At 70.1% G+C, this 17,540-nt stretch carries 17 protein-coding genes; 11 read left to right on the forward strand and 6 right to left on the reverse strand.

Annotated features, from left to right (window positions below; all coding sequences use genetic code 11):
• Positions 1–173 precede the first annotated feature (173 nt).
• Together pqqA (CRT23_RS06770) and pqqA (CRT23_RS06775) are read left to right on the forward strand one after the other, a co-directional pair.
• Entirely contained in the window at positions 174–263 is a 90-nt protein-coding gene (pqqA, locus tag CRT23_RS06770) for a pyrroloquinoline quinone precursor peptide PqqA (protein ID WP_055952695.1), read from the forward strand.
• 94 nt (positions 264–357) lie between these two features.
• Positions 358–447, forward strand: a complete 90-nt coding sequence (gene pqqA, locus CRT23_RS06775; RefSeq protein ID WP_055952690.1) for a pyrroloquinoline quinone precursor peptide PqqA — start codon at positions 358–360, stop codon at positions 445–447.
• Here pqqA (CRT23_RS06775) and CRT23_RS06780 read toward each other — a convergent pair.
• Positions 440–1,456: a LysR family transcriptional regulator gene (locus tag CRT23_RS06780; protein ID WP_103709091.1), complete on the reverse strand. Its 1,017-nt coding sequence runs from the start codon at positions 1,454–1,456 to the stop codon at positions 440–442. The two genes, pqqA (CRT23_RS06775) and CRT23_RS06780, sit on opposite strands and share 8 nt — an antisense overlap.
• Positions 1,457–1,558: 102 nt before the next feature.
• On the opposite strand from CRT23_RS06780, the gene CRT23_RS06785 reads away from it, so the two are divergent.
• The gene (locus tag CRT23_RS06785) at positions 1,559–2,728 is read left to right on the forward strand and encodes an MFS transporter (RefSeq protein ID WP_103709092.1); all 1,170 of its coding nucleotides are present in this window, start codon (positions 1,559–1,561) and stop codon (positions 2,726–2,728) included.
• A gap of 22 nt (positions 2,729–2,750) precedes the next feature.
• Here CRT23_RS06785 and dinB read toward each other — a convergent pair whose 3' ends face one another.
• Positions 2,751–3,839 carry a DNA polymerase IV gene (dinB, locus tag CRT23_RS06790; RefSeq protein WP_103709093.1) on the reverse strand — a complete coding sequence of 363 codons (1,089 nt, stop codon included), beginning with the start codon at positions 3,837–3,839 and terminating at the stop codon, positions 2,751–2,753.
• Between the two features lie 241 nt (positions 3,840–4,080).
• Between dinB and CRT23_RS06795 the strand changes: the two genes are divergently transcribed.
• From CRT23_RS06795 to CRT23_RS06810, 4 genes are all read left to right on the forward strand, one after another.
• Complete coding sequence (locus CRT23_RS06795; protein ID WP_103709213.1) at positions 4,081–5,235, forward strand: dimethylmenaquinone methyltransferase; 1,155 nt, start codon at positions 4,081–4,083, stop codon at positions 5,233–5,235.
• Between the two features lie 134 nt (positions 5,236–5,369).
• Complete coding sequence (locus CRT23_RS06800; RefSeq protein ID WP_245436015.1) at positions 5,370–6,374, forward strand: alpha/beta hydrolase; 1,005 nt, start codon at positions 5,370–5,372, stop codon at positions 6,372–6,374.
• Between the two features lie 107 nt (positions 6,375–6,481).
• Entirely contained in the window at positions 6,482–8,761 is a 2,280-nt protein-coding gene (locus CRT23_RS06805; protein ID WP_103709095.1) for a xanthine dehydrogenase family protein molybdopterin-binding subunit, read from the forward strand.
• Between the two features lie 162 nt (positions 8,762–8,923).
• Entirely contained in the window at positions 8,924–9,454 is a 531-nt protein-coding gene (locus CRT23_RS06810) for a phosphate-starvation-inducible PsiE family protein (RefSeq protein WP_055952674.1), read from the forward strand.
• 90 nt (positions 9,455–9,544) lie between these two features.
• Here the strand turns inward: CRT23_RS06810 and CRT23_RS06815 are convergent, their stop codons facing one another.
• From CRT23_RS06815 to CRT23_RS06825, 3 genes are all read right to left on the reverse strand, one after another.
• Positions 9,545–10,057, reverse strand: a complete 513-nt coding sequence (locus tag CRT23_RS06815) for a winged helix DNA-binding protein (protein WP_055953756.1) — start codon at positions 10,055–10,057, stop codon at positions 9,545–9,547.
• A 164-nt stretch (positions 10,058–10,221) separates the two neighbouring features.
• Positions 10,222–10,689, reverse strand: coding sequence for a DUF6163 family protein (locus CRT23_RS06820; RefSeq protein ID WP_055952671.1), 468 nt, complete (start codon positions 10,687–10,689; stop codon positions 10,222–10,224).
• Positions 10,690–10,714: 25 nt separating this feature from the next.
• On the reverse strand, positions 10,715–11,794 hold the full coding sequence (locus CRT23_RS06825; protein WP_103709096.1) for an enoyl-CoA hydratase/isomerase family protein: 1,080 nt from the start codon (positions 11,792–11,794) through the stop codon (positions 10,715–10,717).
• Positions 11,795–12,132: 338 nt separating this feature from the next.
• Between CRT23_RS06825 and hemB the strand changes: the two genes are divergently transcribed.
• The 4 genes from hemB (at position 12,133) to CRT23_RS06845 (ending at position 15,192) form a co-directional block, all read left to right on the forward strand.
• Positions 12,133–13,191: a porphobilinogen synthase gene (gene hemB / locus CRT23_RS06830; RefSeq protein WP_103709097.1), complete on the forward strand. Its 1,059-nt coding sequence runs from the start codon at positions 12,133–12,135 to the stop codon at positions 13,189–13,191.
• A complete protein-coding gene (locus tag CRT23_RS06835) occupies positions 13,188–13,619 on the forward strand; it encodes a hypothetical protein (protein WP_103709098.1) in 432 nt (143 codons plus the stop codon). Before hemB ends, CRT23_RS06835 begins: the two co-directional genes overlap by 4 nt.
• A gap of 113 nt (positions 13,620–13,732) precedes the next feature.
• A complete protein-coding gene (locus CRT23_RS06840; RefSeq protein ID WP_103709099.1) occupies positions 13,733–14,221 on the forward strand; it encodes an RDD family protein in 489 nt (162 codons plus the stop codon).
• 224 nt (positions 14,222–14,445) lie between these two features.
• Positions 14,446–15,192 (forward strand): arginyltransferase, encoded by a 747-nt coding sequence (locus CRT23_RS06845; protein ID WP_055952656.1) that lies wholly within the window; start codon positions 14,446–14,448, stop codon positions 15,190–15,192.
• An 82-nt stretch (positions 15,193–15,274) separates the two neighbouring features.
• On the opposite strand, the gene CRT23_RS06850 is transcribed toward CRT23_RS06845, so the two are convergent.
• On the reverse strand, positions 15,275–17,416 hold the full coding sequence (locus tag CRT23_RS06850; RefSeq protein ID WP_103709100.1) for a TonB-dependent siderophore receptor: 2,142 nt from the start codon (positions 17,414–17,416) through the stop codon (positions 15,275–15,277).
• Positions 17,417–17,540 lie beyond the last annotated feature (124 nt).

A 17,540-nucleotide genomic window follows, 5' to 3' on the forward strand; every position in this document is an offset into this window, starting at 1 on the left:
AGGCTACGGCATCATATCTCTGCTTTCCCAGGCACGACCCGGCATCCACAGGGCCCTCAGGCGCGTGACCGGAAATTTCTCCCAGATCCTATGAGAAATATAAGTGTAGCGCCCGCTTGTATTGTGCCCAACACAACGGCATATCCAGGGTGTCGAACACGAAGGAGTTTCCCATGAAGTGGTCCGCCCCCGTCGTCCAGGAAATCTGCGTCGGCATGGAAGTCACCAGCTACGAGTCCGCCGAGATCGATCCCTTCAACTAAGCCGCTGCCCATCGAGGCACGCGTTTAGTCGGAAGGCGGATCGAACCCATTCGGGTTCGGCTTTCACAATCCCAAACCAACCAGGAGAGACGTCATGAAGTGGTCTGCCCCCATCGTCCAGGAAATCTGCGTCGGCATGGAAGTGACGAGCTACGAGTCCGCCGAGATCGATCCCTTCAACTAAGGGAGATCGCGGGTCCCGCCCGCGGGACCGGCTGATCCGAGGGGGCGCTATCCGAAAGGGTGGCGCCCCTTTCGTTTGGGCTGAGAGTGTCGGGCGGCGGTGATTGCCTCGGCGAGCGCAGCGCTTCCGCCAGGAAGTCGATCAGCACCCGGACGCGCGTCGGCATCGACGGGCCGCCGATGAAGACCGCATGGATGGCCTCGCGGTCCTGCGGATTGTAGCGCTCCAGCAGCGGCACGAGGCGCCCGCTGGCCAGTTCGTCGACGATGTGGAAGCGCCCGACACGGGTGATGCCCATGCCGCCGAGGGCGAGTTGGACCAGCGTCTCGCCGTTGTTGGCGGACATGGAGCCGGAGACCGCCAGGAGGTAATCGCGTCCCTCCTCCCGGAACGGCCACCCGGGCTCGGCGCGGCGGAAGTTGAAGTCGAGGCAGTTGTGTCGGGCGAGGTCCGCGGGGATGTCCGGTGTTCCGACCCGCGCCAGATAGGCGGGCGAGGCCACGACCGTCCGGCCCGTGTCGCCGAGGCGGCGCGCGGTGAGCGGGCTGTCCGGTAAAGTCCCGAAGCGGATCGCCACATCGGCGCGTCCGCCGAGGATGTCGGCGACCTGGTCGCTGAGGTCGATGTCGACGCTGATGCCGGGATGGCGCGTCACGAATTCCGCCAGCAACGGCACGATCACCAGACGCCCATGGGCGGAGGGGGTGCTGATCCGGACCCGACCGCGGGGGGAGGCCTGATCGGCGATTGCGCTCTCGCTCTCGGCGATATCGGCGAGGATGCGGCGCGCGGCACGGGCATAGCTCTCGCCCTCGGCGGTAAGGCGCAGCGTCCGGGTGGTTCGCACGATCAGCTGCACGCCGAGGCGTGCCTCCAGGCGAGCGACGATGCGGCTGACGGCGGAGGCAGTCAGCCCGAGCCCGCGGGCCGCCGCGGACAGGCTGCCGTCTCGCGCAATGGCGAGGAAGGCCGCCATCTCCCCCGTCCGGTCGATTCGGTCCCGCGGCATTCGTGCTCCTGACGCACAGATGTCGGTCCGGAGATGGGGCTACCGCCCGGTGTCGCGCTGCATCATGTGCCTGTCGGGATTAATGACCGAGAGGCAACCCCCATGACAATCCATCCTGCGCTGCTGGCGCTGAGCATCGGCGCCTTCGGGATCGGCGTCACCGAATTCTCGCCGATGGGCATGCTGCCGCTGATCGCGAACGATCTCGGCGTCTCGATCCCGGCCGCTGGCCTGCTGGTCAGCGCCTATGCGCTCGGCGTCCTGATCGGCGCCCCGCTGATGACCCTCGCCTTCGCGCGGGTGCCGCGCCGGGCGCTTCTCGTGGGCCTGATGGGCATCTTCACGGTAGGCAGCGTGATTTCGGCCCTCGCCGACGGTTACGCGATGCTGCTCGCGGCACGGATCGTCACGGCCTTCAACCACGGCGCCTTCTTCGGGATTGGATCGGTGGTGGCCGCCAGCCTCGTACGGCCTGAGCGGCGTGCGGCCGCCGTGGCCGCGATGTTCTCCGGCCTGACCATCGCGACGATCGGCGGCGTGCCCCTCGCCGCCTGGGTCGGGGAGGCGCTGGGCTGGCGCGCGGCCTTCTGGGGCATCGCCGGCATCGGCGCCGTGGCGATGCTCTCGCTGCGGCTGGCCTTGCCGCCCCTGCCCGTGGAGGGCGCCCCCGACATCCGCGCGGAGCTGCGCGTCGTGGCGCGGCCGGCCGTTCTCGGCGCCCTCGCACTCACGGTCCTCGGGTCGAGCGCCATGTTCACAGTCTTCACCTACATCGTCCCGATCCTGCGCATCGAGACGGGGGCGGACGCCTCCTTCGTCACGGCCATGCTGGTGGTCTACGGCGTCGGCCTGACCCTCGGAAACTGGGCCGGCGGACGCCTCGCCGACCGCACGGTGGACGGAACCATCATCGCCTCCCTGGTAGCCCTGGTCCTGCTGCTCGGGGTGTTCGCCGTCGGGATGGACTCGCGCTGGGTCGCCGCCCCGCTCATCCTGCTCTGGGGCGTCGCGAGCTTCGCCCTGGTGCCGCCCCTACAGATGCGGGTGATGGCGGAGGCCAGCGAGGCGCCCAACCTGGCCTCGGCCCTGAATATCGGTGCGTTCAACCTCGGCAACGCCATCGGTGCGGCCCTCGGCGGCCTCGTGATCGACCTCGGCGGAGGCTACCCGGCGGTCTCGGTGGCGGGGTCAGCAATGGCGGCGGTCGGCCTCGCTTTCCTCCTCGTTCTGCGGCGCGGCCGGCGCGTCGCCGGCGCGGCGGCGTGTCCCTGACGCCGGGGAACCGGGCGCGCCTCTACAATCCGAGGCCGAGCTGGCGCGGTTCCGGGGCGGGGCCGTGTTCCAGGGCGGAGAGAGAGACCCCGAGGAGGCGCACGCTGCGCCGGAGCGGGAACAGGTCGCGCAGGAGGAGCAGAACCGTCTCTTCCAGGGCGGCGCGATCCGGGACGAAGCCGGGCACCGAGCGGGCCCGGGTGATCTGCTCGAAATCCGCGAACTTGACCTTCAGCGTCACCGTGCGGGCCCGGACCTCCTTGGCGGTGGCGGCACCCCAGACCTTGTCGAGGATCGGGGCCAGCCGTTCCGCAAGCACCGCGAACTCCGACGAATCGTCCGAGAAGGTGTTCTCGGCGCCGATGGATTTCCGGATCCGGTTGACCCGGACCGGACGCGGGTCGATGCCCCGCGACACCCCGTAATAGTAGGGCGCCGAGGCGCCGAACCGCTTCGTCAGGGCCTCGAGGCTGAGGGCGCGCAGGTCGCGCCCGGTCAGGATGCCGAGGGCCTTCATCCGCCCCTCGGTGACCGGGCCGATGCCGTGGAAACGCCCGATCGGCAATGCCTCGACGAAGGCCGGCCCCATGGCGGGGGTGATCACGAAGAGGGCGTCGGGCTTGCGGAAGTCGGAGGCGACCTTGGCCAGGAACTTGTTGTACGAGACGCCGGCCGAGGCCACGAGACCGGTCTGCGCGCGGATCGTGGCCCGGATCGCGCGGGCCACCGCCGTGGCGGTCGGCAGTCCCTGACGGTTCTCCGTGACGTCGAGATAGGCCTCGTCGAGGGCCACGGGCTCGATCAGGTCGGTGTGCTCGGCGAAGACCGCCCGGATCTGCTCGGATATCGAGCGGTAGACCTCGAAGCGCGGCTTGACGAAGACGAGGTCGGGGCAGAGCCGGCGCGCGGTGACCGAGGGCATGGCCGAGCGTACGCCGAAGGCCCGCGCCTCGTAGCTCGCCGCCGCCACCACGCCGCGCTCGCGCGATCCGCCCACCGCCACCGGCCGGCCCCGCAACGCCGGGTCGTCGCGCTGCTCCACCGAGGCGTAGAACGCGTCCATGTCGATATGGATGATCTTGCGGATCGCGCCCGCGCCGTCCGGGTCCATCGCGGACGCTCCTCCGATCGTTCTATCGCTCTTGTTCGTGGTCTGTTCGCAGCATCCCGGTCCCGGCCCGGGAATCAACCCCTGCCGGGTCCCGATCCCCCGCGAAACCGACGCAGCCAAGCGGGGACGCAAGCAGGGGCGTCTCACCGCGCGGGGGGCTCGCCGCGAACCGGGGCGTGCCGCATAAGGGCGCCCAGGACACACGAAGCCCATGCTTCGCGATTCGCCCGAGGACAGGTTCTTGAACATCACCCAGATCACCCACCACGACCTCGACGGCTACGGCGCCTCCACGGTGGTCGGCCAGTTCGCCGAGGTCGCCCGCATCGTGCACGTGCCGCGCTATTCCGATGTCGGGCCGGTGGTCGAGACCGAGCTGAAGCGCCTCGGCAAGGCGTCCGCCCCGGAAATGATCGTGATGACCGATCTCGGCCTGGAGGCGGTGGCCGTCACCTTCCTGCGCAACTTCGCCGCCCTGAACCGCCGCCGCGAGCCCGAGGCACGCCACCGGCTCGTCGTCCTCGACCACCACGCCTCCTCGGTCGACCAGCTGCGCGAGCAGGGCCTCGCACCGCTGGCCGATCCCGCAACGCCGAGCCTGCAGCGCTTCGACCTGGAAGATCCGAACCTCGTCGTGCTCATCGACGAGGCCTGCTGCGCCACCCGGATGGCCTACGAGCACCGGGCCCTCTACGCGACCCGCGAGAGCGGCGAGGATCCGATCCTCGGCGCCCTGGTGACGGCGGTCGATGCCGTGGATCTGTGGCGCAAGGACCGGCCGGCCTTCCGCAGTGGTCTGAGCCTCGACGAGATGTTCTGGGACAACGTCTCGAACCTCGTGCCGATCGGCCATCCCTGGCACGACCGGTTCGTCGGCGACCTCCTCCTCGGCGCGGCCCGCCTCCTCGGCGACGGCGCCTCCCCGGCCGTGATCGAGGGCCAGGTGCCGGCCCTGCGCAAAACGATCCTCGACGGCTACCTCGCCGAGGATGCCGAGGACGACCGCACCCTCACCACACGCATGCGCATCGCCCGGGTGCTCGCCCGCTCGGACCTGTTCCATCCCCTCTCGGACGGCACGCTGATGTCCTTTGGGCTCGATTCCGGCACCTTCCAGCGAGTCTCGGACCTTATCATGGAGAGCGGCCGGGCCAAGCGCGTCCTCAACGTGCAGCGGGCCGGCACGATGTCCTTCCGCTCCAACAACGAGACCGCCCTCGACGGCGCGCGGCGCTTCCGCGGCGGCGGGCACAAGGATGCCGCGGGCGGCAAGCTGACCAGCGGCTCGGCCTTCTCCCTGGCGGACGCCATCGCGCAGGTCGAGCCCGTGCTGAACCCGCCGGCGGCCGATCCGGCACTGAGCCCGTTCGGGGCCCTGAAGAACTGGAAGGGCTGAGGCGCGCGATCGCGCCGACCTGGCCGCGCCCAATTGCCGGCCGGGCCAGAGCGCGGCAGACTCGTCGGCGCACGCAGCCCGCGGCATCCGCGCCACGGGGCGTCCCGCTGCCTGGCACCGCGGCGTCGCGCGCGGTGCCGGACACCCGCCGGCGCTTCGGAACCGGTTCCGTGCCGGGGCGGGCCCACCTTCTCAGCGACGTTTCCGGGGACACCATGCCGCCGATCGACCTCCTCAGCCGTGGGCCATGTCCGTTCCTGCCGGGCTTCGACCTCGCCGACGCGACGCTGCCCGACCTGCGCCTTCGGGTCGCCCTGTCGCCGGGCGGGCACCGTCTCCCGGTCCTGCTGCTGCACGGTCATCCCCAGACCCACGCCACCTGGCACGCGGTCGCGCCCCGGCTGCGTGACTTGGGCCATCCCGTCGTGGCCCCCGACCTGCGGGGCTACGGCGATTCCGAGCGCCCGGACTCGGCGGCCGATCATGCCCCCTACGCCAAGCGGGCCATGGCGGCTGATGCGATCGCGCTGATGCGGGCCTGCGGCTACGCGCGCTTCGCGGTCGTCGGACATGACCGCGGCGGCCGGGTCGCGCATCGCCTGGCCCTCGACCACCCCGCCGCGGTGGACCGCCTTGCCGTCCTCGACATCGCACCGACGCAGACGATGTACGCCCGGACCGACCGCGCCTTCGCGACCCGCTACTTCTGGTGGTTCTTCCTGATCCAGCCCGCTCCCCTGCCGGAACGCATGATCGGCGCCGATCCGGAGGCCTATCTGCGTCACCACCTCGCCGGCCAGAGCCGGACGCCCGGGATTCCGAGCGAGGCGATGATCCGGGAATACCTGCGCTGCTACCAGGCGCCCGGCAGCATCCATGCGATCTGCGAGGATTACCGCGCCGCGGCCGGCATCGACCTCGACCACGATGCCGCGGACGACGCGGCCGGACGCCGGGTCACGGCGCCGCTCCTCGCCCTCTGGGGTGCGGGGGGCACGGTTGGCGAACTCTACGACGTCGCCGCCACCTGGCGCGAGAAGGCCGACCGGGTGGAGGGGCACGCCCTCCCCTGCGGGCATCTGCTGCAGGAGGAAGCCCCCGAGCTGGTGCTGAACCACCTGCGTCCCTTCCTGGCCTGACGGCCGGCCGTCGCACCGCACCGCGGGCGCTTGAGCGACTCGCGGTCGCGCCCGGATCGCCCGGCCCGGCACTACGGTTACTCCTGCCGTGAGGCGAGGAGAGCCCGATGGCGAGACCGACCGACCTGCCCGATCGCCCGATCTGGCTCGGGCATCCGCATCCGCGTGTCGAGGGTGGCGCCAAGGTCACGGGCACGGCCGTCTACGCTTCGGATACCCGCCTGCCGGGCCTCGCCCACGCCGCTCTGGTCACCAGCCCCATTCCGCGCGGACGGATCACCGGCTTCGACCTCGCGGCGGCGCAGGCGGTCCCAGGCTGCCTGCGCATCTTCACCCATCGGGATTTCGCCGGCGCGATCCGGCCGGTGAAGCACCTCATGGCCGGGGGCTACGCCAATAGCAGTCACCTGCCCCTGGGCTCGGACACGGTGGCGTATGCCGGTCAGATCGTCGCCCTGGTGGTGGCGGAGACCGTCGAGGCGGCGAGCGCCGCGGCGGCCTGCACCCGGGTTCACTACGCGGCCGAGGCCTTCGCCGACGGATTCGACGCGCCGCGGGCGGAGGTCGTGCGCCTGGCCGACCTGAAGCCGGAGCACCACGACCCTCGGATCGGCGACGCCGACGCGGCCCTGGCGCGGGCGGACGTCACCGTGGCCGCGCGCTACGCCACGCCGATCCAGCACCACAACCCGATCGAACTGTTCACGACCACCTGCGCCTGGGACGGCCCGCGCCTCACCGTCCACGAGCCGTCGCGCTACATCGGCGCGGTCCGGCACGGCCTCGCCGCGCAGCTCGGCCTCGACCCGGCCGACATCCGGGTGGTCTCGGGCCTGATCGGCGGCCATTTCGGCGCGAAGCTCGCCCTGGCGCAGTACACGGCGCCGGTCGCCCTGGCGGCCCGCGCCCTCGGTCGGCCGGTCTCCCTGGTCGCGAGCCGGCGGGACGGTTTCACCATCGCCAATTATCGGCCCGAGACCCGGCACGACATCCGCCTCGGCGCGCGCGCGGACGGGCGCTTCACCGCCCTGGTGCACGAGGCCGCGGTCATCGCTTCGCGCTTCGATCCCTTCGCCATGGAGGGCACCGACGTCACCGCGAGCCTCTATGCCTGCCCGGCCGTCCGGACCGACGAGCGTGCCGTGCGGGTCGACCGCAACACCCCGGGGCCGATGCGGGCGCCGCCCGAGGTGCCCTACCTCTTCGCCCTGGAGAGCGCCGTCGACGAGATGGCGGTCGCCCTCGGGATCGATCCCATCGCCCTGCGCCGGCGCAACGACACGGCCACCGATCCGATCTCCGGCAAGCCGTTCTCCTCGCGTCCGCTGATGGCCTGCTTCGACGCCGGGGCGGAAGCCTTCGGCTGGGCGACCCGCGATCCGGAACCGGGGCGGATGCGCGACGGCCCGTGGCGGATCGGATTCGGCTGCGCCGCCTCGGCCCGGCCGGTGAAGATCTCCCCCGCCACCCTGCGGATCCACCTCACGGCCGATGGCCGCGTCACCGTCGCCACCGCCCACCACGAGATCGGCAACGGGATCACGACGCTGCTCGCCCTCGGGGCCGCCGAGTGGCTCGGCACCGCGCCCGAGGCCGTCACGGTCCGCCTGGGCGATACGGCGCTGCCGGCAGCGGGGCTCTCGGGCGGCTCCTCCACCACGACCAGCCTGCTCCACACCCTGGCCCAGGGCTGCGAGACCCTTCGGGCGCGTTTGGCCTCCGCCGCCATCGACTCCGGTGCCCTGGCCGGGGCGGATCCCGCGACGCTGCGCCTGCAGGCGGGCGGTCTCGTCGCGCCGGACGGGCGGACCTGTCCGCTGCGGATGCTCGTCGCCAGCCTCGATCCGAACGGGATCGAGACCGTGGCGGCTTTCACCCCCGAGGGGTCGGGGCCGGAAGCCCTGGAGGTGATCGAGGCGGGCAAGATGGCCCTTGGCACAGGGGCGGGCAGCAAGGCCCTGTCCTGGGCCTTCGGGGCGCAGTTCGCGCGGGTGCGGGTTCACGACGAAACCGGCGAGATCCGGGTGCCGCGGCTCCTCGGCGCCTTCGCGGCCGGCCGGGTCCTCAATCCGCTGACCGCCCGGAGCCAGCTCACCGGCGGGATGATCTGGGGCCTCGGCTCGGCACTTCTCGAGGAGACGATCCTCGACCGCGGCCACTACCGGAACGCGGACCTGGCCGAGTACCTCGTCGCCACCGCGGCCGATGCGCCGGAGGTCGAGGCGCTTCTCGTGTCGGACCCGGACGACGCCGTGAACCCCCTCGGCCTGAAGGGTCTCGGCGAGCTCGGGATCATCGGCGTCAACGCCGCCATCGCCAACGCGGTGTTCCACGCCACGGGCCGCCGGATTCGCTCGCTGCCGATCCGGGTCGAGGACATGCTGTGACCCGGCCGGTGCCGCTGCGACCGTCGATGCTGTGGCGCTGACGCGGTCGTGAACGCTCCGGCCGTCGCGGGCGCTCCACCCGGGCCGGTCCTGGAGCGTGGCCGCGCTGGACGCCCGCCCGTCGATCCTGTCTGATCGACCCGACAGAGGGGGGAGCGCGTCATGTCCGACGACCGGGACGATCAGGGCCGGCTCACGCGTGCGGCGAGCTTCGTCTTCCTGCACACCGAGCACGCGATCTACGCGGCCCTCGGCGTGCTCCTCGCCCTCACGGCCCTCGTCGCCCTTGTCGACGCCACCGCGCTGACCTGGGAAGCCCTGCGCCACCTGGGCGGGGCCGACCAGATCCTCGAGGTGGTGGACCGGCTGCTGTTCCTGCTGATGCTGATCGAGATCCTGCACACGGTGCGGGTGTCGATGCGCTCGGGCAAGCTGACCTGCGAGCCGTTCCTCATCGTCGGCCTGATCGCCTCGATCCGACGGGTTCTGGTCATCACCCTGCAATCGTCGGAGATCACCCACGCCAAGGACTGGTCGCCGGAGAAGCAGGCGTTGTTCCAGGCCTCGATGATCGAGCTCGGCGTCCTCGCCGGCCTGATCCTCACGATGGTGTTCGCGATCTTCATGCTCCACCGTGCCCGGGACGACGGCAAGCCGGCGGGCGAGGAATCGGCCGAGCACGCGGGCTCCTGACGGAGCGGGACGCCCTCATGGGGAATCCGGAACGCGAACAAGCCCGGCGAGCCGGGCTTGTGTGATGCTGCGATCGCGCGCGATCCGGTCCTAGAGGCGGTAGCGGATCTGGTCGGTCCAGAAGCGCTCCAGGCGGCTGAGCGCGGTGTTGAGGCGACCGAAATCGTCGTCCGAGATCCCGCCGATCGGCTGGATGGTGCGGGCGTGCTTGTCGTACAGGCTCTGGATGATGTCGTGGACCTGACGGCCCTTGTCGGTGAGGCTGATGCGGACCGAGCGGCGGTCGGTCTTCGACCGGGCGTGGTGGAGGTAGCCCGCCTCGACGAGCTTCTTGACGTTGTAGGAGACGTTCGAGCCGAGATAGTAGCCCTTGGTGCGCAGCTCGCTCGCGGTGAGCTCCTTGTCGCCGATGTTGTAGAGCAGCAGGGCCTGGACGCTGTTGACGTCCTCGCGGTCGCGGCGCTCGAATTCGTCCTTGATGACATCGAGGAGGCGGCGGTGCAGGCGCTCGACGAGGTGCAGGGCCTCAAGATACGAGCCATGTGCCGGAGCGGCCTCGGGAGCGGTTTCGGTCTTGCTAACCTTTGCAGCCTGGGACTTCATCATGGGCCTCTTCAGGTTTCTGTGTTTCAGGGCCGGTGTTCTTCGCCACCGCTTATGAAGCCAACCTAGAAGTCCCAGATGAAAGACGGTTTAAGCGATAGGATGAATTTGCGATTTACCTCTCTCGGTAAATGCAAGATGAAGCGAACGTCGTAACCCGGCGTTTACCGGATTTCCCGCGCGGCCAGGAAAGACAAGATAAAATACAACGCAATAATTCCAGCCTGTATTGCCAGGTATACGGGGGCTATTGGCAGCAGCTGCGGGGTCAGGACCGCGAGGGTGAGCGCGCTGGTGGCGGCCAGCAGCCAGACCACGCCGCCCCAGGCGCTGGTGAGCCAGAGACCGACCGCCGCCATCGGGTCGATCACCGCGAAGTAGACGATCACGCTCTGGCGCCCGAGCGTCTCCGATTCGAAGGGGCGCCCGCCGGGCAGGATGTCGAGGATGCCGGCCCAGGTGGCGACGGCCTTCGCCAGCCAGAACAGGGCGGTGAGGCGCATGAACCAGACCAGCACCACGTCCCAGCCGGTCTGTGGCACCTGGGGCGCACGCTCGATCCGGTCGGCACCGGCGTCCTGGTTGCGTCCGCGGATCTCGCGGGAGCCAGGGACCTTCGTCAATCCGCGCACGCCGGACCTCTTCTCATGACTGGGATCACGACATGGATCCTGACTTGGGCGATCCGCCGAAGGTCGGCTCTTGCCGGCCCGTGGGCGCGAAGGCCGCGGCGATCGACGCCGGGTCGACGGCGTCCAGGCTGGCGGGCTTCCAGGCCGGCGCGCCGTCCTTGTCGATCACGGCCGCGCGCACGCCCTCGAAGAAGTCGTGGCCGCGCATCAGGGCGCTGACCATCCGGTATTCCGTCAGCATCGCCTCGGGGAAGCTCGAAGCGGCGCCGCGGCGCATCTGCTCGCGCACCAGAACCAGGCTGGTGGGCGAGCGCGTGCGCATCAGGGCGGCCGTCTCGGTGGCGAAGGGAGAGCCGTCCGCATCGAGGCGTGCCAGGATCTCCGCGACCGTAGCAGCCGAGAAGCAGGCATCGATCACGGCCCGGGCCGCGACCAGAGTCTCCGGATCCGGCACCGGTCGGCCTCGGTCGGCGAGCAGCGCCTCGATCGGCCCGCCGGAGGCGAGGCCGTCGACGATTTCGTCGAAATCCGCCGCCGCGGCGTGGTGGGTGGCCAGACCCACCGCGTGGGCATCGCCCGGTCCGATGCGGGCGCCGGTCAGGGCGAGGTAGGTTCCCGTGCATCCGGGCAGGCGCGGTAGCACGTAGGTCATGCCGACATCGGGAAACAGGCCGATCCCGACTTCCGGCATGGCGAAGCTGTAGTGCTCCGACGAGACCCGGTGGCTGCCATGGACCGAGATGCCGTTGCCGCCACCCATGACCAGGCCCTCGATCAGGCTGACCACGGGCTTCGGGTACCGCTGCACCGTGGCGTCGAGGCCGTACTCGGCGCGCCAGAAGGCATCGACGGCGGCATGTGCGCCGGCCTTGGCGAGGGCGTAGAGCTGGCGGATGTCGCCGCCGGCGCAGAAGGCTCGTCCGCCCCGGCCGCGCAGCACCACCCGCGTCACCGCGACGTCACCGGCCCAGGCGTCGAGCTGGGCCTGCATCGCCCCGAGCATCGCCAGGGACAGGGCGTTCAGGGCGCGCGGCCGGTTCAACGTCACGAGGCCCAACGCCCCGCGCCGCTCGAACAGGATCTCCGCTTCGCCCGAATCTGCCATGGGTTCTCCCGCCTCCGGCCGGGGTCTCCAGCCTGGACCGCCTGCTTAGACGAGGTTTTGGCGTTGGGCGTCAATCGGAGGGGCGTCGCCGGAGGCGCTTCGTCTGTGCGCACGGCGCGGGTCTACGGTGCAGGTCTAAGGGGAAGGTCTACGGTGCAGGCTGACGGTGCAGGTCGACCCGCCATCCCTGCGTCGGCATCACGGGTTTCGGAGGCTTTTCCGGATGTGTTAGGCCCGTGCTCGCCCGCCCCGGCCAGGGCCCCTCCCGGCCAGGGGCTCTCCCCGCTAGGGTCTCTCCCGGCCACGGCCCGGGCCGAAAACGATCGAGTGCGCCCACGATGACCAACGAACCCGCGACCCCGCGTCCCCTGGCGGTCGAGACGGCCCAGGAAGCCGCTCGCCCCGTGGCCCTCGGCATCACGCAGCGCCCGCGCCGCAACCGCAAGGCCGAGTGGTCGCGCCGCCTCGTGCGCGAGAATACCCTCACGGTCGACGACCTGATCTGGCCGCTCTTCGTGATCGAGGGGTCGGGCCGGCGCGAGCCCATCGCCTCGATGCCCGGTGTCGAGCGCCTCAGCGTTGACGAGATCGTCCGGGACGCCGAGAAGGCTGCCCGCGCGGGCATCCCGGCAATCTCGTTCTTCCCCTACACCGAGCCAAGCCTGCGCGATCCCACCGGCTCGGAATCGCTCAATCCGGACAACCTCGTCTGCCGGGCGGTCCGGGCGGTGAAGACGGCGGTGCCCGAGCTCGGCATCATGACCGACGTCGCTCTCGATCCCTATACCAGCCACGGCCATGACGGCCTGCTGGAGGACGGCGCGATCCTCAACGACGAGACCGTGGCCCTCCTGGTCGAGCAGAGCCTGATCCAGGCGGAGGCCGGCACCGACATCATCGCGCCCTCCGACATGATGGACGGGCGCGTCGGCGCGATCCGGGCCGGCCTCGACCGGGCGGGCTTCCGCGACGTGCAGATCATGGCCTACGCGGCCAAGTACGCGAGTGCCTTCTACGGCCCGTTCCGGGATGCCATCGGGACCCAGGCGGCCCTGGTCGGCGACAAGCGCACCTACCAGATGGACCCGGGCAATTCCGACGAGGCCATCCGGGAGGTCGCCCTGGACCTCGCGGAGGGCGCGGATTCGGTCATGGTGAAGCCCGGCCTGCCCTACCTCGACATCATCCGCCGGGTGAAGGACGAGTTCGCCGTGCCGACCTTCGCCTACCAGGTCTCGGGCGAGTACGCGATGATCGAGGCCGCTGCCCGCAACGGCTGGCTCGACGGCGAGCGGGCCATGGTCGAGAGCCTGCTGGCCTTCAAGCGCGCGGGCGCCGACGGCGTGCTCACCTACTACGCGCTGCGGGTCGCCGAGCGGCTGCGCGCCGGCGCGTGAGCCTCAGGTCCACCGCGCGCGGCCTCCGCGCGGCGCTCGCCGGCGGGGTCGCCCTCCTCGGCCTCTTCACCCTCGGCGGCTGCGAGAGCTCGGTCGATCGGCAGCGCGCCCTGATCTGCCGACGGGTCGTGCCCGCGCTCGCACCGCCCGAGACCGCGGTGAAGCTCCTGCGCATCGGCGCGGGCGCGACGCCGGACGAACTCCGCGTCGACTACGCGGTGGCGGGGCGGCCCGGCCAGGCTGCGCGCCAGCGCTGGGTCACCTGCAGCTTCGGTCCCGGCGCGGAACTCCTCGGCCTCGCCACCGAGGGCGGGCCGGTCAACGGGGCGCGCCTGTTCCTGCTGCGCCACTACTACCTCGAGACCCCGGAGGCCGCCGCCGCGGATCCGGGCGTCCAGCCGGTGCCGGCCGACCGCCTGACGCACTGAGCCGGGCGGACGCGTCGATCTCGCGGTGCCGGCTTGAGTCTCGTCGGGCGCACGCCCATCTCTCCGCTCAGAACGTCGCCGCTCCGTCCGCGAGCGCGATCCAGGAGCGCCCCATGCGCGAGACGCAAAGCCCCTACGCCGATCGCTTCCAGACCGGCTACGCCCCCCAGTTCCCGGTGCCCCATGTCCGGGGCAGCCTGGGCGCGCGCTTCATGGCCTACCTCCTCGACATCCTGTTCATCTTCGGGTTCACCGCCCTGCTCACCCTGGTGATCACGGTGATCGGCGCCATCACCTTCGGGCTGGGCTGGACCCTGTTCGCGATCCTGCCGGCCAGCGGCATCCTCTACAGCGCGATCACGGTCGGCGGCCGGGGCCAGAGCACCTGGGGCATGCGGATGATGGGCCTGCGCGTGGTCGCGCCGGAGAGCGGCGCCCGCGTCGACTACCTCACCGCCGCGATCCACGCGCTGCTGTTCTACGTCGCCGTGGCCTCGGCCTTCCTGCTCTGGATGCTCGATGTCGGCATCGGCCTGGTGCGGGCCGACCGTCGCCTCGGCCACGACCTGCTCCTCGGCCTCGCGGTGGTGCGGGCCGGCTGACGCGGTCGCCTTCGCCGGGAGTCACCGTCGACGCGGCCGTTCGCGGCTGAACAAGACGAGGGAAGTTTCCGGCGCCACGTTCGAGGCGCCAAGATTCAGACGCACGGTTTCGCACGAAATTGTCGCGGAACCCCGGGAGGGTGTTGAGCCCGCCCGCGTTGCGGATACACTCAAGTCTAGGGGTGCGCTGTGCGCACCCGGCGCGCGGCGAGCGACAGACAAGCGTGACGAGCCATTCCCGGGACACCCCGCAATTCTACCTCACGGCGCCCTCCCCGTGCCCCTACCTGCCGGGGCAGGAGGAGCGGAAGGTCTTCACACACCTGGTCGGGCGCCGCGCCCGCGACCTCAACGAGATCCTGACGCAGGGCGGCTTCCGCCGCTCGCAGACCATCGCCTACCGGCCGGCCTGCGAATCCTGCCGGGCCTGCATCTCGGTGCGGGTGGTGGTGTCCGATTTCCGGCCCTCGGCCAGCCAGCGCCGCATCCTCCAGCGCAACGCCGACCTCGTGGGCGCTCCGGAGCCCAACCGCCCGGCCTCCGAGCAGTATGCCCTGTTCCGGCGCTACCTCGACGCCCGCCACGGCGACGGCGGCATGGTCGACATGACCGTGCTCGACTACGCCATGATGATCGAGGACAGCCACGTCGACACCCACCTGGTGAGCTATCGCCGGCGCGGCCCCGACACCGCGATCAACGGGCGCGGCACCGGGCCGACCGTCGCCCTCTGCCTGACCGACGTCCTCGCGGACGGCCTGTCGATGGTCTACTCATTCTACGATCCGGCCGAGGCGCACCGCTCGCTCGGCACCTACATGATCCTCGACCACATCCGCCGCGCCGCCGATCTCGGCCTGCCCTACCTCTATCTCGGCTACTGGGTCGAGGGCTCGCGGAAGATGGATTACAAGGCCCGCTTCACCCCGCAGGAGCGCCTGATGGGCCCCGGCTGGCAGCGGGTGGAGTAACCCACCCGCCCGCACCGCCGCGGTCCGCTTCTCCGATCTGAACCGGCGTCGAAACTTGGCCGGGATCAGAGTTTGGTGTGGATCAGAACTTCGCGATGATCTGCGCCCGGATCGTGCGCGGCGCGCCCGGCGTGATGTTCTGGTTGTTGTCGGCGGTGTAGATGTAGCGCCGGTCGAACAGGTTCTCGATGTTCACCTGCGCCCGGACCGACTCGCTGACCTGATAGAACAGCCCCAGGTCGAAGCGCGTGTAGCTGGGCAGCCGCACGGTGTCGTCGGAGGTGGCGAAGGTGTGGGTCTGGTGGATCACCCCGATGCCGAGGCCGAATTCGGGCGTGATGTCGAACTTGTTCCAGAGCGAGACGCTGTTGAACGGCACCAGCCCGACGGTGTTGCCCTTCACGATGGTCGTCGACACGGCGCTGTCGATCCGCGCATCGGTGAAGGCGTAGCCGCCTGCGATCTGCCACCAGTCGGTGAGGTAGCCGTTGGCACCGATCTCGGCGCCCTGCGTGTTGGTCCGGCCCGACAGGATGAAGAAGCCGGCATTGTTCGGGTCGGCCAGGCGCTGGTTGGTGCGGTCGAGGTTGTACAGGGCGCCGGTGACCTGGAAGCTCGGGGTGACGTCGTACTTCACGCCCACTTCGAGGTTCTGGAAGCCCTCCGCCTTGGCGATAGCGAGGCCCGGCGTGAAGCTGCCGATCTGGTCGCCCGAGGACGGCAGGTAGGAGACGCTGTAGCTGCCGTAGAAGGCGAGGTTCGCCAGCGGCTTGATCACGATGCCGGCGCGCGGCGAGACGAGGTTGTCGACCCGTTCGTTGGTCAGGCCGGTGACGCGGCCCTGCGAGGAGAAGTCGAAATAGTCGTAGCGCAGGCCGCTGACGATCTGCACGTACTCGTTCAGGTCGATCTGGTCCTGGGCATAGGCCGCGGCCAGGCCGAGGTCGTAGCGGAAGTTGGCGTCCGTGGTGCCGTTGTTGCGGAAGGTCACCGGCGCGCGGGTGATCGGCGCCATCGGGTTCACCACTACGCTAGTGACGAGGCTGCTGCCGGTGTTGAAGAACGCCGTCTGGCGGAAGGCGAGGCCTTCCTGGTAGCCGAGCTCGAAGCCGGCCAGCAGGGTGTGCTTCACGTCGCCGGTGAGGAACTTGTAGGTGAAGTCGTTCTGGCTGAAGTAGTTGGTCCGGTCGGTCTCGTTGCGGTAGCCGGTGATCGGCACCTGGGTCCCGGCGGCGTTGACCGGCGCGCCCGGCAGGGTGTTGGCGTAGAAGCGATTGTAGTCGGCGAAGCGCAGCTGGTTGCGCATCTGGACGCCGGACTCGAACGTGTGGTCGAGGGTCGCCGTGGCGATGTTGGCATCGACCCGGGTGGTGTTCACGTCCGGGTTGCCGAAGAAGGTGCGGATGTTGTTGCGGTAGTTGTACGGCCGGCCGTTCTGCGAGGGGATGCCGCGATCGGGGAAGCGGTCGTCGTGGAAGAACTCGTAGGAGAGCTTCAGCGTGGTCGCCGGGCCGAGCAGGAAGGTCATCGTCGGGTTGATGCCGTAGCGCTGCAACGCGCCGAACTGGCGGTAGGTCTGGCTGTCCTCGAACACGCCGTTGAGGCGGAAGAACACGCTGTCGCTGATCCGGTCGCCCACATCGAGGGCCACGCGCTTCTGGTTGAACTGGCCGACGCCCGCCACGACCTGGCGCACGCGCAGGCCGTCGGCCTCCTTGAGAACGCGGTTGATCACGCCGCCGCCGCCGCCGCGGCCGAAGATCAGCGAATCCGGGCCCTTGAGCACCTCGATCCGCTCGATGTTGTACAGGTCGCGGAAGTACTGCACGTCGTCGCGCACGCCGTTGACGAAGAAGTCCGCGTTGGTCTTCTGCCCGCGGATGACGACCTCGTCGCGGTTGCTCTCGCCCTGGGCCGGGATCACGCCGGGCACGTAGCGCAGCTGGTCGGTGAGGTTCTGGAAGTTCTGGTCCCGGATCTGCTCCCGGCTGACGATGGTCACCGATTGCGGGGTGTCGAGGAGCGGGGTGTCGGTCTTCGTCGCGCTGCGCGTGGTGCGGGTCAGGTACCCCACCGTGTTCCCGCGCACGCCCTCGACGCTGAGCTGGTCGAGGGTGACGGCCGTGCCCTCGGGCAGGAGCGCCGGCTGCGCCCGGGCCGTCGTCGCCAGCGCCGTCCCGCACAGGAGGGTGGCGAGGAAACGCGATGCTGCTCCAATGTTCATGATCGTACCGTTCGCTCGACTGACTGTGTCTTGTTGATTTTGCGTCCCCGAAATCAGTCACGGGGCGTGGTGCCCCCCTTGAAGGTCGGCTAAGACAGGATCAAGCGAGCGCGGCGGCGTTTCC

It is taken from the genome of Methylobacterium sp. V23, from assembly GCF_002917135.1.
Taxonomy (GTDB): domain Bacteria; phylum Pseudomonadota; class Alphaproteobacteria; order Rhizobiales; family Beijerinckiaceae; genus Methylobacterium.